This is a genomic window from Geminocystis herdmanii PCC 6308 (assembly GCF_000332235.1).
Classification (GTDB): Bacteria; Cyanobacteriota; Cyanobacteriia; order Cyanobacteriales; family Cyanobacteriaceae; genus Geminocystis; species Geminocystis herdmanii.
Map to the genome: position 1 here is coordinate 2,353,463 of NZ_CM001775.1, position 15,221 is coordinate 2,368,683.

At 35.4% G+C, this 15,221-nt stretch carries 14 protein-coding genes; 9 read left to right on the forward strand and 5 right to left on the reverse strand.

Annotation, left to right across the window (positions count from 1 at the left end; all coding sequences use genetic code 11):
* Positions 1-208 precede the first annotated feature (208 nt).
* A complete protein-coding gene (locus tag SYN6308_RS11695; protein ID WP_017294628.1) occupies positions 209-1,843 on the forward strand; it encodes a Ppx/GppA phosphatase family protein in 1,635 nt (544 codons plus the stop codon).
* A gap of 144 nt (positions 1,844-1,987) precedes the next feature.
* Here SYN6308_RS11695 and SYN6308_RS11700 read toward each other — a convergent pair whose 3' ends face one another.
* Positions 1,988-3,946, reverse strand: coding sequence for an amylosucrase (locus SYN6308_RS11700; protein WP_017294629.1), 1,959 nt, complete (start codon positions 3,944-3,946; stop codon positions 1,988-1,990).
* A gap of 221 nt (positions 3,947-4,167) precedes the next feature.
* Between SYN6308_RS11700 and SYN6308_RS11705 the strand changes: the two genes are divergently transcribed.
* Positions 4,168-4,761, forward strand: coding sequence for a hypothetical protein (locus SYN6308_RS11705; RefSeq protein ID WP_017294630.1), 594 nt, complete (start codon positions 4,168-4,170; stop codon positions 4,759-4,761).
* 73 nt (positions 4,762-4,834) lie between these two features.
* Here the strand turns inward: SYN6308_RS11705 and SYN6308_RS11710 are convergent, their stop codons facing one another.
* A complete protein-coding gene (locus SYN6308_RS11710; RefSeq protein ID WP_017294631.1) occupies positions 4,835-5,998 on the reverse strand; it encodes an HhoA/HhoB/HtrA family serine endopeptidase in 1,164 nt (387 codons plus the stop codon).
* A 463-nt stretch (positions 5,999-6,461) separates the two neighbouring features.
* Between SYN6308_RS11710 and apcB the strand changes: the two genes are divergently transcribed.
* The 4 genes from apcB (at position 6,462) to rpsD (ending at position 9,458) form a co-directional block, all read left to right on the forward strand.
* Positions 6,462-6,974 (forward strand): allophycocyanin subunit beta, encoded by a 513-nt coding sequence (apcB, locus tag SYN6308_RS11715; RefSeq protein WP_017294632.1) that lies wholly within the window; start codon positions 6,462-6,464, stop codon positions 6,972-6,974.
* Between the two features lie 172 nt (positions 6,975-7,146).
* Positions 7,147-7,602 (forward strand): response regulator, encoded by a 456-nt coding sequence (locus tag SYN6308_RS22350; RefSeq protein ID WP_017294633.1) that lies wholly within the window; start codon positions 7,147-7,149, stop codon positions 7,600-7,602.
* Positions 7,603-7,668: 66 nt separating this feature from the next.
* Positions 7,669-8,166, forward strand: a complete 498-nt coding sequence (locus tag SYN6308_RS11725) for a DUF1269 domain-containing protein (RefSeq protein ID WP_017294634.1) — start codon at positions 7,669-7,671, stop codon at positions 8,164-8,166.
* A 683-nt stretch (positions 8,167-8,849) separates the two neighbouring features.
* Entirely contained in the window at positions 8,850-9,458 is a 609-nt protein-coding gene (gene rpsD / locus SYN6308_RS11730; protein ID WP_017294635.1) for a 30S ribosomal protein S4, read from the forward strand.
* A gap of 58 nt (positions 9,459-9,516) precedes the next feature.
* Here rpsD and tilS read toward each other — a convergent pair whose 3' ends face one another.
* A complete protein-coding gene (gene tilS / locus SYN6308_RS11735; RefSeq protein WP_017294636.1) occupies positions 9,517-10,479 on the reverse strand; it encodes a tRNA lysidine(34) synthetase TilS in 963 nt (320 codons plus the stop codon).
* A gap of 183 nt (positions 10,480-10,662) precedes the next feature.
* Positions 10,663-11,631 carry a protochlorophyllide reductase gene (locus SYN6308_RS11740; protein ID WP_017294637.1) on the reverse strand — a complete coding sequence of 323 codons (969 nt, stop codon included), beginning with the start codon at positions 11,629-11,631 and terminating at the stop codon, positions 10,663-10,665.
* 860 nt (positions 11,632-12,491) lie between these two features.
* On the opposite strand from SYN6308_RS11740, the gene SYN6308_RS11750 reads away from it, so the two are divergent.
* The 3 genes from SYN6308_RS11750 (at position 12,492) to cobT (ending at position 14,802) form a co-directional block, all read left to right on the forward strand.
* Complete coding sequence (locus SYN6308_RS11750) at positions 12,492-12,815, forward strand: phasin family protein (RefSeq protein WP_017294639.1); 324 nt, start codon at positions 12,492-12,494, stop codon at positions 12,813-12,815.
* 119 nt (positions 12,816-12,934) lie between these two features.
* Positions 12,935-13,417 (forward strand): CAP domain-containing protein, encoded by a 483-nt coding sequence (locus SYN6308_RS11755; protein WP_017294640.1) that lies wholly within the window; start codon positions 12,935-12,937, stop codon positions 13,415-13,417.
* A 155-nt stretch (positions 13,418-13,572) separates the two neighbouring features.
* Entirely contained in the window at positions 13,573-14,802 is a 1,230-nt protein-coding gene (gene cobT, locus SYN6308_RS11760; protein WP_017294641.1) for a nicotinate mononucleotide-dependent phosphoribosyltransferase CobT, read from the forward strand.
* Here the strand turns inward: cobT and SYN6308_RS24585 are convergent.
* The gene (locus SYN6308_RS24585) at positions 14,701-15,159 is read right to left on the reverse strand and encodes a hypothetical protein (protein ID WP_144051435.1); all 459 of its coding nucleotides are present in this window, start codon (positions 15,157-15,159) and stop codon (positions 14,701-14,703) included. The genes cobT and SYN6308_RS24585 overlap by 102 nt on opposite strands.
* Positions 15,160-15,221: the final 62 nt, after the last annotated feature.

Sequence of the window (15,221 nt, forward strand, 5' to 3'; positions counted from 1 at the left end):
ATCTGTTAATTTAATGTAATGATTATTTATAGTTCCCTCAATTCTAGCGGATAATTGTTATTTTTTGTAAAATTTTGTTTTTATTTCCTAGTTTTTGAGCTAGTCAAAATTAATAATTAACAAATAACAATTAATAATTAACAATTAAAATATTTTCCCTAACACCCTAACACCCTAATACCCTAACACCCTAATACCCTAATACCTAATGGCAAACACCTATCAAGTATCTAGTAATGTCTTGACGAAAAAAAGAGCTTTAAAAGATTGTATTCTTGGTGCGATCGATATTGGTACAAACTCGATTCATATGGTAGTTGTACAAATTAATGCTCAATTTCCCTCTTTTAGTATTATCGCTAAAGAAAAGGATACCGTAAGACTGGGCGATCGAGACCCAGAAACAGGAAATCTTACCAAAGAAGCCATAAATCGCTCTTTATCTGCTCTCAAACGCTGTAAAAATCTGGCTCAAACCATGAAAGCTGATCAGATTATTGCAGTTGCTACCAGTGCCACAAGGGAAGCACCTAACGGGCAAGAGTTTTTAAAACAAGTGGAAAATGAACTAGGTATTGTGGTTGATTTAATTTCAGGACAAGAGGAAGCCCGAAGAATTTATCTAGGGGTGTTATCAGGTATGGATTTTGGCGGGAAAATTCATTCTGTTATCGATATTGGAGGAGGCTCAACGGAGATAATATTAGGAGATAAAGAAGAAACAAGGGTTTTAAGTAGTACAAAAGTGGGAGCTGTTCGTCTTACTCAAGATTTTATTCATAGTGACCCCATTAATCCCAAAGAATTTATTGCTTTACAGGCTTATATAAGGGGGATGTTAGAACGCCCCGTAGAGGAGTTTAAAAATGCCTTAAAATTAGGGGAAAAACCGATTTTGGTGGGTACATCTGGCACGGCGGAAACCATTGCCTTGATTCACGCTACAGAAACTCAAGGAAATGAGCCTTTAACCCTCAATGGTTATCAGATTCCACGACGGGATATTGAAGGGATTTTAAAGCGTCTTGTTTCTATGAATTATCATCAGCGCATGACATTGACGGGAATGTCTGAGCGCAGGGCAGAAATTATCATCGCTGGGGTAACTATTTTAGTGGAAGGGATGAAAATGCTTAATATAGATTCTCTCACCATTTGTGAACGGGCGTTGCGGGAAGGGGTAATTGTGGACTGGATGTTGCAACACGGTTACATTGAAGACCGTTTAGCATTTCAAGGAGAAGTTCGATCGAGAAATGTCTATAAAATCGCCCATAAATATCAAGTGGATTTACCCCATGCTGAAAAGATAGCAGATTTTGCTCTTAATATCTTCGATCGAACTCGTCATCAATTACACTCTTGGGGGGAATTAGAAAGAGAATTTTTGTGGTCAGCAACTATCTTACATAACTCTGGTTTATACATATCTCACTCCGCCCATCATAAACATTCTTACTATTTAATTCGCAATGCCGAGTTATTGGGTTTTAGTGAAATAGAGATAGAGTTAATCGCCCAAATTGCCCGTTATCATCGCAAAAGTAAGCCTAAACGCAAACACGAAACCTATGCTTATTTATCAGACAATCATCGTAAAATGATTAAACAATTAAGCGCTATTCTTCGATTAGCCATTGCGCTCGATCGAAGACAAATAGGCGCAATAAAAGAGTTAGAATGTCAATATGATAGTGAATATAGACAACTCCATTTACATCTTACCCCAGCGCAACCCGATGACGATTGTTCTTTAGAATTGTGGAATTTAGACTATAAAAAACCCATTTTTGAGCAAGAATTTCAAGTCAAAGTTTTAACCACCTTACATAGAGGGTGTTAAGGTATTGGAGTGTTGGGAGAATCAGATGAACATATTAATATTTTGTATTTTTTGTATTATAAAAAATCTCAAAACCTTGATTTTTCATTCTTTAACCTAATACCTAACACCTCCCCTTCACCACTCATACTTTTTCAGCAACTACTAATTAATTGATAGCCAATAGAAACGAAAAGGAGGTAATACTAATTGATCTTTAAACATAGTAGGATATTCTCCGGAGTATAGATCAATAATTTGCTCACTATAATTTAAGGGAAATAAACTATGATGAAGTTTTCCTAAGTTTAAATATTGATAACTAGCATCAAAATTACCGATAACTAAAATATTATTTTTATCTTGAATATCTAATCTTAAAAAGGCAAATAAATGAGGGTTACTCAGGTTAATCAATTCTCGATTGTTAAAATCTCCAAAAGCAGAAATTTCTTTTCTTACTCGAATCATCCTTTGTAAAGCCGTAAAAATAGTATATTCGATCGAGCCTTCAATTTTACGTTTTTCAGCTTTTTGCCAATCAATTTTCGGACGATGCGCCCATCGAGTATCATTAGCTTTACTGAGGTTGCCCATGAAAGAATAATCATTGAGAGTACCAATTTCATCCCCGTAGTAGATAAGAGGAATCCCCCCAAAGGAGAAAATCATACTATGGAGTAATAATATATGCTTAATACTAAGATCAATTTTTTCCTGATTACCTTCTTCTAAGGCACTTTCCAAGCCAATTAAAGAGGTTAATGTGCCAGAAATCCGCGCATCATTATTTTTCGGATTTTGCCCAAATAATAAGCCCCTAGCGGAGGTATCCTTGAACTTTCCAGAGAAGTAGTTAAGCAAAAATTGACGGTGCGATCGAGGTTCGTAACCAGCTTGAAAGATGTCATCATCAGTAAACCCTAAGCCTATATCATCATGACACCTAATATAGTTTAACCACGTTGCCCGTTCTAATTTGTCAGGTAAATTTTTTACCCCTTGTCTAATTAAATTAGCATTTTTCGTAGCAACGGCATCCCATAACAAAGCCATAAAGGTAGCATTATAAGCAATTTCGCATTCTTTAGCGTTAATAGCATCTTCGCCAAAATATTTAACGATTTCTAAGGGTGCAACAATCGCTTCCGCAATAAATAGTGTACCGGGGGCGGTGACTTGACAACAATCTTTAAATAATTGTAATAAAATATGGGCTTCTTCTTCATTTTGACTACTACCGCCAATTTTTTTCCACAGGAAAGCAACGGCATCGAGGCGCAAAATATCAACCCCTTGATTTGCCCAAAAGAGCAAAATATCCAGCATTTCGATAAATACCGCAGGATTTTGATAGTTTAAATCCCATTGATAGTTATTAAATACTGTCATCACCCATTTTTTCATTTCTGGATTATAGGTGAAGTTACCCGGTGCAGTTTGGGGAAATACTTCTGGGAGGGTTTTTTCAAACATATCGGGAATTTCCCGATTATTAAATATATAGTAATAATCCTGATATTTTCGATCGCCCTGACGTGCTTTTTCTGCCCATTCATGCTCATTGGAGGTATGATTTACGACAATATCTAAGACAAGGACAATATCCCTATCTTTCATCAAATTAGCGATGATGGAAATATCTTGTAAATCTCCCACTCTTTCGTCAATTTTGCGATAGTTACTCACGGCGTAACCGCCATCACTAGCATTTTTGGGACATTCCAAAATGGGCATAATATGGACTAAGTTAACACCCAACTCGGTAAAATAATCGATTTTTGTCGCTAAATCTGGTAAGTCTTCAGCGAATCCATCGGCATAAAGTGTCATACCTACCCATTTTTGATGCAAAAACCAGTTGAAATCTTTTTCTCTTGCTAAATCCTGTTGTTTCAGTAAGCTCGATCGCATGATATACTGACGAGCCATAACTTCCACCAATTTCAATAACTGATACTTAAAATCGTGACGCTTACCGTAGAGTTTTTGAAAGAGAGAAAAAAGGCTATAAAAATTAGCACCTAAGCGAGTATAAAAGTGATTAAGTTCTTTTTCTGTAATTTCTGGCTTGAGTTGATCTAAAATTTCGTTTAATATCGAGTGAGATAGTTGTTCATACATAGTGAATAGTCAATAATTAATGCTCCAATCAGCTAAAGTGATTATAACAAGGCTCGATCGACATCAATGATATTTCGTAAAATAAAGGTTAAAACCCTCATCAAAAAATCTTTTCTGGAGAAATCTAATAAATGTATAGAAAATTATTTCAAAAGCTCACAATGACAATACTTTAGTTTATAATGATTTTATTGATTAAATCTTAAAAATATGAGCAAAATATGACAACCACAGCCGATGATGTCTGGCGTTTACTAGCAGAATTGATTGAATCTCAAAAGGAGACCGATCGACGACTACAAGAAACTGAACGTTTGTTAAAACAACAAAGCCTTGAAAGCGACAAAAGACGACAAGAAACCGATCGACAAATTCAACAAGTCAACGAACAAATAGGGAAATTAGGGAATCGTTTAGGGGAGTTTGTCGAGTGGCAAATACGCCCTGCTTGTGTACGATTATTTAAAGAAAAAGGTATTGCCGTTCGAGAATTTCATCCTGAAATGTCATCCCAAAGAGGAGAAGAAGGCATTGAAATTGATTTATTAGTAGTTGACACTACAGAAGCCATTGCCATTGAAGTAAAAAGTAAACTCTCTCAAGGGGATGTGGATGAACATTTAGAAAGATTAGCAAAATTTAAACGATTTTTTCCCCGTTATCAAGATGTTAACTTATTAGGGGCAGTGGCTGGAATGGTTGTGCCTTCGGATTCGGCTCGTTATGCCTATCGTAAAGGATTGTTTGTCATTGCACCATCTGGGGATGATGTAGTGATACTTAATGATAGTAAATTTAAACCAAAAGTTTGGTAATATTTCATCTGAGAAGTGCAACTGATTACCCTAATATCCTAATCCCTAAACACCCTAACACCTTAAAACCTTATCATCTTAACTGTGCCGTACGAATATTTAACTCTAGTTGTTGGTTCGATCGAACTACAGAAAACTTCAAAGTCTGATTAAGTCCGCTACTTTCCACTAACCTTTGTAATTGGTTAGCATCTTTAACGGGTTGATTATTAACTTTCACCACCACATCACCTCGACGCAATCCCCCTTCTTCGGCTGGAGTATTCGGTAAAACCCTCATCACTAAAACTCCCTCCACTTCAGGAATCAAAAAGGCTGTATTGGGATCACGATTATTCTCTCTTGCTAACTCAGGAGTTAACTTGATCATCTGAATACCAATATAAGGATGAGGTACTTCTTTCCCTTGAGCTAAAATTGACTGTAACTCTTTTGCTCTATTAATAGGAATAGCAAAACCGATCCCCGTAGCATCGGCACGAATAGCCGTATTAATACCAATAACATCTCCCCTAGCATTCAAAAGAGGACCTCCCGAATTACCGGGGTTAATTGCCGCATCGGTTTGTAGAAAGTCGATTCTCTTATCCAATATGCCCACTTCTGAAGAAGGACGATTTAAGGTACTAATAATGCCTAGAGTTACGGTATTATCTAAACCAATGGGGTTGCCCACGGCGATCGCCCAATCTCCCACCTTTACAACAGAAGAATCCCCCAGAGAAGCAACGGGTAAATCTTGCCCTTGAGGAGTTATTTTCACTACCGCTAAATCTGTAACTTGATCGCTTCCCCTCACTTGCCCTTCAAATTTTCGTCCATCTTTGAGGGTAACGGTTACTTTATCAGCACCACTGACTACATGAGCATTAGTTAAAATTATACCTTCTCGATCGATGATAAAACCCGAACCCTGCCCCGTTACCCTTCTTTCTTGAGGTATCCGATTACGGAATTGATCCCCAAAAAATTGACGGAAAAAAGGATCATCAAAAATCGGGTCAAGGGAACGAGTAATCACCTTTTCCGTATCGATTCTTACCACCGATTTACCCGTTTTTTCTACGGCTTTCGCCACAAAACTATCGGCAGTAACGGCTACATCCGCTTGAGCTAAGACATCAGCCCTAGCGTTTTGAGCTATGAGAGGTTGAACTCCACTAAAAACAATGATTACCCCTACCATAACCGCAAAAAGATGAGAAAAAAATTGACGCAAGGATTTGTTTATATTCATAACCTTAAAAAAGATGTAAAGATTTGATACTTTTCTTATCGATAGACGTAAAGAAGTAAGATAATAGTTTCGCAGTTTATAATCATTTATTGTACGGGAGAAGTTTCTTTTCCTTAAAGGAGTGACACAGTAGGGTTTTCCCTATCTCATAGCTCGATCGAGATACAAGAATGACTTGATGATTGAATTAGGATGCGTGAGGGCAAATAACCCTTCAAGTTCATCATTATCATAAAATTGAGTCATGATTATAAACAAAACAAGACTTAGACATTATAACTACAAATTAAGTATTGAGAGATTGCTTCGTAACTTCCCAATGACGTTTTTTTTGTGGCAAATGTGTAAGTATAGCAAAAGATATAACTATTCTTGATATGATAGTTTTTGGCTTTGATGTCAAGATTCGATTAAGATCATTAAATAAAAAAATTAATCATAAAATATTGTTTGGGAGAAAAAAATGTTACTAGACGCTGTAACTAATTTAATTAAAAATTATGATGTCTCCGGTCGCTATTTAGATCGTAATGCCCTTGATTCCTTAAAATCTTATTATCAATCTGGTACGCTCAGATTACAAGTTGCCGCCATAATTAACGCCAATTCTCCTGAATTAGTGAAAAATGCAGGGCGCCAATTGTTTGAAGAAGTACCCGAATTAATTCGAGCTGGAGGAAATGCTTACACTACTCGTCGTTATTCGGCTTGTTTAAGAGACATGGATTATTACCTTCGCTATGCTAGTTATGCTTTAGTAGCTGGTGATAATACTGTCTTAGATGAAAGAGTTTTACAAGGTTTGAAAGAAACTTATAATTCTCTTTGTGTACCCATTGCCCCTACCGTCAGAGGTATTCAAATAATGAAAGAAATGATTAAGGAATTAGTATTACAAGCAGGAATTGATAATACTGATTTTGTCGATGCTCCTTTTGATCATTTGACTAGAGAATTAAGCGATATTTCCATCTAAAAGAATGGAGAATGGAGAATGGAGAATGGATAAATTCCCTATTCCCCATTACCTAATCCATATTCCCTACCTTGAGCAAATTTGCGTATTTTAACTGAGGTCGATCGAGCTTAAATCATCAACAATATAAATAGGTATATCTACAAAATTATCAAAATTTAGGTTGTTGATCATGAATAACTATCGTAATATCTCCACATTAAAACGACAAGAAAGATTTGTGTCGGTGTCTCCTCCTAGTAAAATAATGGTGGTAGATGATCAACCTCTAAGTTTATTACAGGCGGTGGACTTAGTTAACTATGACGGTTATGATTCGATCGAATGTATGGATAGTCGAGAAGTAATGGAATTAGCCTTTAAATATCAACCCGACGTAATTTTAATGGATATTTTCATGCCCGAAATCAATGGCTTAGAAGTGGCAAAAAGACTAAAATTACAACCTCAAACTAAATCAATTCCCATTGTCTTAATGTCCGTTACCGATGAACCAAATTTGTGGCAACAAGCCCTTAAAATTGGGGTAGAAGAAGTGATCTTAAAACCTTTAGAATACTATTATTTACATCAAAAAATTAAAAGTTTAACGAAATTTTGTAGTAAAGGTTTTAACCCTCATAAATAAAATTTTTGAAAAAAGACAATTTAAGAGCTACATTAGAGTTGACCCATTAGAAATTTTTTTATCAAGATGAGTACTTTAATTGCGATCGCTTACGACGATATTTTTAAAGCTGAAGAAGTAAGGTTAACTCTTGCAAAACTACAAAAAGAACATTTAATCGAATTAGAAGATGCCGCTGTGGTGGTAAAAAATACCGAAGGAAAAATCCAACTCAAACAAGCCGTTAACCTTACCACTGCTGGTGCGGCTAGTGGTGGTTTTTGGGGATTATTAATCGGTACTTTATTCCTCGTACCCTTATTTGGTGCTGCGGTGGGTGCCGCTACTGGGGCGATCGGTGGTGCATTGAGTGACATTGGTGTGGATGACAATTTTATGAGAGAATTAGGAGAGACTTTAAAACCTGACACCTCAGCTTTATTTATCCTCATCAAAAAAGTAACCCCTGATAAAGTATTAGACGAAGTCAGCAAATATGGCGGTACTGTTTTACGCACTTCTTTAAGTAAAGATGATGAAGAGCAGTTACAATCTGTTTTAAATACCTATGGCGTAAAATCCTAGAAATTAGGAGTTAGGAGTTAGGAGTTAATGGGATTTATTGAAGGCTAATCGCAGAAGTCGAGTAATGAGTAATAAGTTAAGAAATTTGGCTCTTCTACAGTAGTTATGATAAATTACTAGAAAATAATCGCTAAAAATTTTAATAGACTTCTTCAAAAATTAAAAATTAAATCAATTTAAGTATTTATATTGTCAAATTAATATATTTTATCGTCAATTACTCAAAGTGTTTCAATAATTATTGGAGATGTTTAATCTATATAGTTTTGATAATTTTAAAAATGTAATTGTTATAAATTAACAGTTTGCATTTCACCTAACACCTAATACCTAACCTCAGTTCGACATAAAGAAAATGATGAAAACTAGACAGGTGGACAAGTGGACAAGTGGACAGGGAGAAAAATTCTCAATATTTGATGTACTTTTGAGAGAATTTTATTCATTCATCAGAAATACAATCTTCCTGTCTTCCTGTCTTCGGAGTCTTCCAAGTCAGCCCTCACCTATTTTTATATCGAACTCAGGTAATACCTAACACCTATCCTCATCAAAAGACTTTTTCAGCAATCCCTAAGTATAATTGTTATTTGTTAGTTGCTAATTGTTAATTGTTAATTGTTAATGTAGAATGGTATATTTGGGTCTAAATATAAAAAATATATAAGGAGAAAATAGTAAGCATGGCTCGATATACAGGACCTCGTTTGAGGGTAGTGCGTCGTTTAGGGGATTTACCCGGCTTAACTCGTAAAAATGCTCGTCGTCAGTATCCCCCCGGACAACACGGACAAAATCGCCGTAAACGTTCTGAGTACGCTATTCGTCTGGAAGAAAAGCAAAAACTTCGTTATAATTACGGTGTTAGCGAAAGTCAATTAGTTCGCTATGTTAAAAAAGCTCGTAGAGTAACTGGTTCTACTGGTCAAGTATTATTACAATTATTAGAAATGCGCCTTGATAATACCGTTTTTCGCCTTGGCATGGCTCCCACAATTCCGGGTGCTCGTCAATTGGTGAATCATGGTCATATTATGGTTAATGGTAAAGTTGTTGATATTGCTAGTTATCAGTGTCGCCCTGGTGATGTCATCAATGTTAGAAAAAGAGATCGCTCTGTTAATATTGTTAAAAATAATCTACTAAATCCCGGTTTGGCGAATCTTCCGAGTCATTTAGAGTTTGATAAAGATAATTTGACTGGTAAAGTTAATGGTGTCATTGAAAGAGAATGGATCGCTTTAAATATCAACGAACTACTTGTTGTTGAGTTCTACTCTCGTAAAGCGTAATTTATTATTATCTGTTCCAGATCAATATTTTCCAGTGGATCTGGAATGGAAATATATTTTATTTATTACTAATAACGATCGAATCTTCTCTGACTTGAGCAAATTTACCTTGAGATAAACTAGAGGTTCGGTGGAGGTTGGGTGCATCAATTAATCTCACAACGGCTTCTATTTCCTCGAAATTAGTCATTGTTTCGAGTTTTTGGTTTAAAAACATCCTAATTACTCTCCTCTGTAAACTGAGAGGTTTATCTTTGAGGATCGATCGAGTTAAGGTGTCATGATTGAGGGCTAAATTCAACAATTTTTCGGCTTCTTGAGTTAAAAATTCTACATCTGAGCGTAAAATCTCTGCTGTTTGAGCTAGATGTTGTTCTATCTTAGGATTAAATTCTTTTTTGATATAGGGTATTAAATCAAGACGAAGACGATTACGGGCAAATTTTTTGTTGTGGTTATATTTGTCTTCCCAAATGGGTAACTGGAATTGTTGACAAAAACTTAGGGTATCACTGCGAGTAAAGTTGAGTAAGGGACGAACTAGGGTAATATGATCGGTAAGTTTTCTTGTCCAATGTAAGGCGCTTAATCCTTCCATTCCTGCACCTCTAATTAAGTTATAGATGAAAGTTTCGCCTCGATCGCTCAAAGTGTGTCCTGTTAGTAGATAATTAAATTGATGATTCTTGGCAATATCGATTAACCCTTCATAACGATATTTTCTAGCTTGGGCTTCGGTTTCGGGGATGGTTTCTATTGCTTTGTTTAAATAAAATTCTATACCCCAATTATGGGCAATTTTTTCCACATGAATGGCTAATCCTTCATCTAATGCCCAACCATGATCATAATGAGCGATAGCAATGTGCCAATGCCACTTCGATCGAATTTCTAAGCATAATTTAGCTAAACAAAGAGAATCTTGCCCTCCGGATACTGCTATGAGGATTTTACTATTTTTCGGCAATAATAGGCGATCTTTTAACGTTTGATGAAATTTACTATGATAATTAGTCCACATATAAGTGAGTAGGCAAAATTAATTGTATGTTTACTTTATGAAAGGCAAAAGGCAAAAGGCAAGAGGCAACAAAGATGTAAGTTATTTTAATTAATTTTAAAATTCACAATCTATTTTGCATGAGTACTTACTTTATCTTTCTGTCTTTCTGTCTTTCTATCTGCCTGTCTTCCTAACATCTCATCAATTAAGTCCCACTAATTGTTTACTCAAAGTCCACATTAATTCGCCTTTATCTTTATCACTAGCTTCGTCAGAAACCTCCTGTACAAAAGACTTACGCCCTTCTTTTTGACGATTTCCCCAACTCCAGTAAACACCAGAAACATTAAATTCAGGATCGGCTACAACCATAGCTAATCTGTCTCCTGCTAATTCTTCTGACACATAACCCCCTGTAATATTTTTTTGGAATAAAGGGAAGATTTTTTGGAATAAAGAAAAATGATTGCGGAAAAGAGCCGTAGTGGCTACACATCCGGGATATAAAGCAGAAAAAACAATGCGGGTTGATTGATGATAACGACGATGTAATTCTCTCATGGTTAACATATTGCACAGTTTACTATCTTTGTAGGCTTTCCCTGATTTGAATTTTTTACCATCAATCATCGCAATAGGTGCTTTAAAGCCTTCTTTGAAACCCTCTAAATCTCCTAAGTCTGGGGGGGCGGGAATGGGAATTTTACCGCCTAATTCTTTGGGGTTAGCGGTAACTGTACCTAAAATGACTAATCTGGGTTCGGGATTGCCAGATTTTTGTAAATCTTCTAACATCAAGTTACAGAGTAAAAAATGCCCTAAATGATTGGTAGCTACGCTGATTTCGTAGCCGTCTTCGTTGCGCATGGGTTCTTTTAGTAACGGGTAATAAACTGCTGCGTTACAGACTAAGGCATCTAATTTTCTTCCTGATGAGCGAAAGTCTTGCACAAATTTCCGCACACTATCGAAGGAGGCTAAATCAAGATGAATTGCCTGATAGTTTTGAGTGGCAATACCAACTTCTTTCGCTGCTTTATGGGTTTTTTCAAGGTTACGACAAGCCATAACCACAAACCAACCTTTTTGAGCTAATGCCCTCGCACCTTGTAATCCGACTCCTGATGATGCTCCGGTAATGATTACTGTGGGTTTATTATCTGTAGTCATTTTGATTAAGTTTATTTTTTATAGCTAAATTTCACAATATCCTAATGTTCTCACAGAAAGCTGATTTCAAGTTCTAAGTTTTTTTAAGCATAGTTTCATAAATCACTGATAACTATAGATAATTAACAATGGATAATCAAAAATGTTAACTATCTTCATTTTCCATGGAGGATTCCTCCTTGAGTATAGTTTTTTTCTGAGATGTTCGATCAAAATATTCTTAAATGTCATAAAAAAAAATTTAAGCTAAATTTAATGGTTATTTTTAAGATTAATGTGTAATACTATAATTAATTTTAACATAATAGCTTTTGTAGTTAGGTTTATTGATTATGACAAACTCTGTTGACAATAGAAACAATACGGAAATTCAAAACTTACCTTGGTATAATCGCCCACTATACCTCAGTTCGACATAAAGAAAATGATGAAAACTAGACAGGTGGACAAGTGGACAAGTGGACAGGGAGAAAAAATTCTCAATATTTGATGTACTTTTGAGAGAATTTTATTCATTCATCAGAAATACAATCTTCCTGTCTTCCTGTCTTCGGAGTCTTCCAAGTCAGCCCTCACCTATTTTTATATCGAACTCAGGTACTATGGGGAAATCAATCTTTTTTCTCATGGTTGAAATCTTTGATTACTATTCGTCAACAATATCCATTTCAAGAATATAAACAACCTGCCATTTTCAGTGAGGAGATACCCGGTTTAAATATTTACGAGAAATATCAAAGTCATGTAGAAAAAGAATAGACTGATAAGGGTTTTAATCCTTTAAAGGTTGAAGAATATTCAACTCCTACAAACTTCTTGGTTTATAATTTGAATTAAATGGAATATTTATTAATAACAATATGGATAATAACGATTGGTTAAAGCAATTATTAATGTTGGGAGTTGGCACAACATCTATGGCGGCGGAAAAAATAAAAGAAGCTAGTGATCAATGGGTAAAAGAAGGTAAAATTAATCCAGATCAAGCTAAGGGTATTGTGGATGATTTGATGCAAAAAATTCAATCAGATCAAGGTAATATCCAAACTCAAATGGAACGTCAAATTCGTAATATTTTACAAGATTTGGGTGTACCTCGTCAGTCTGAAGTTGATGAATTAAGGGGTAGGATCGATCGATTGGAGCGTCAAATTAGAGATTTAGAGAACAAATTATGGCAATAAATAATTAGTAATTAGCAAATATTTAGATTATTTTATAAGTAAATTAGGAATTATTTTAGGAACTTTAGCCAATAGTTTAAAGTCTATAATTGATAATTTTATGTTTTTATTACCAATAAATGTCAATCAATAAGTATTTTACTACGACAATTTTAACCTTGAGTGTATTTTCTCCCGTGAGTATCATCTTCTCTAATCCTGTTAATTCTCAAACAGATTATCTAGTTTTAGAAAAATCTATTCATCAAAAGGTGAATCAGTATCGTCAATCAAAAAAATTATCACCCTTGAAATTTGATTCTCGTATTAGTGAAGAAGCCAGAAAACATAGTCAAAATATGGCGAATAAAACTGTACCTTTTAGTCATCAAGGATTTGAAACAAGGGTTGTTAATACTCGAATCAATTATCGTAGTGTAGCCGAAAATGTTGCCTATAATCAAGGACATAAAAACCCAGATCAAGTAGCTGTAGATGGTTGGATTAAAAGTTTAGGACATCAGAAAAATATGGTGGGAAATTTTAATTTAACGGGGGTGGGAGTGGCTAAAAATGCTCAGGGGGAATACTATTTTACGCAAATTTTTATGTTAGAAAAATAAAGGTTAATATAAGAGTTATAAAAAAGTTTGTAGTAATGGCTTTAGCCGTTTATTAATAAGTCTTAAAAGGCTTACTACGAACTTATATAAAATCTTTTTTGGAAAACTCTATTATTTTTATGGATAATTCTCAAGGTTAATTGAGTAGATTACTGATGATAAAATTTAAAGATAGTGATATAAAAATTTACACTGAAATTGAGAAGGGAAAACAATGGCTTGAAAAATATTCTGGTTGTTTGCCGATTTTTACTTGTACTTTAGGATTTACAAATACTGCTTTATTGGAGGGAATTTCTACGGCGGGAAAAACCTCCGAATCTCGCCGTTATACTGCTTTAGCTGATGCGGAATTTTTAGTTAATGGGGTTGCTTCTAATCCGGTGTTTCCTTTACCCCCCCTTGCGGTAGGAGTTTCTCCTACTTTTATTAGTCGTGCGGTTATTGAAAGATTTAATTTACCTGTATATGTTTTTAATAGTGGTTTATTAAGTCAACCCTCTGTGTCGGTAATAGACTTGGGGGGTAAACCTGCTAATTGTGTTTCTACGGGAAAAGCCTTATCTTTATCTGTGGTGAAACATCTTCATCAACAAGGCTTACACTGGGGAAATTTATTAGCACAAAAATCTCAATCACAAAATGGCGCTGCGCGATCACAAAGTGGCGCTGCGCGATCGAGCTATATTATATTAAGTGAATGTGTGGTAGGAGGCACAACTACCGCCCTAGCTGTGTTAACGGCTTTGGGAATAGAAGCCCAAGGAAAGGTTAATAGTAGTCATCCCATCTGTAATCATCAACAAAAATGGGACATCGTACAACAAGGTTTAACGAATGGACATCTTTCGATCGAACAGCAACCTTTGACGATCGATCGTGATCCTTTAGAAATTATAGCCGCCATCGGTGATCCCATGCAAATAGTGGTGGCATCTATGGCGATTTCCGCTAGTAAATACACAGGAGTCATGTTGGCAGGTGGTACACAAATGTTAGCAGTTTTTGCCCTCATTAAAGCACTCGATCGAAAATATGATTATCGGGCTAATTTAGACAATATCATTATCGGTACAACCCGTTGGGTAGCTGAAGATGCCACGGGAGACACTATTGGTTTAAGTAAAACCATCGAGCATATTTCTTTATGTTCCACAAATTTAAACTTTACTAATTCCTACTATCCTAGTTTACAAGTCTTTGAACAAGGATTCGTTAAAGAAGGAGTTGGTGCTGGTGGAAGTGCGATCGCTTCTCACTTATTGGGTATTAATAAAGAAGAATTATTGAGCATGATAGAAGCCATTGTGTCTCGTTTCCACAGTGTTGCGAGTAGCGAACAATTGATCTTCAAGGGAAGCGATACGATGATAAGCGGCAGTTAACTGAGCCGTTAAACGATATACTTGTTCTTCACAGGAAACATTTGTGTCAGGTTGAGAATGATTAGACAAATCTTTATAGATAGACATATCATCGATCAAAATATCTTCACGGGAGTTAAAATTATTGTGATGTTTAGCATCAGAAGTATTGCTAATTAAAGTTAAGTTAGCAGTAGAGTGAGTTTTCTTTTCTTGAGAATGATAAATTTTTGAAGAATTATCAAAAACATCCGATTCTGTGACTAATAGGGTATTGATTTCTTCCCAACCAATATATTCAGCTAATTTTTTCATGGTATCATATAGCTTAGTTACCTGATGTTGCAAATGAATTAATTCTTGTTTTTTTTCGGACATATTGCTATCACCTCTTAATATGGAGATTAATTTTATTTATCTTTTCTATTTTCTATGCTAAA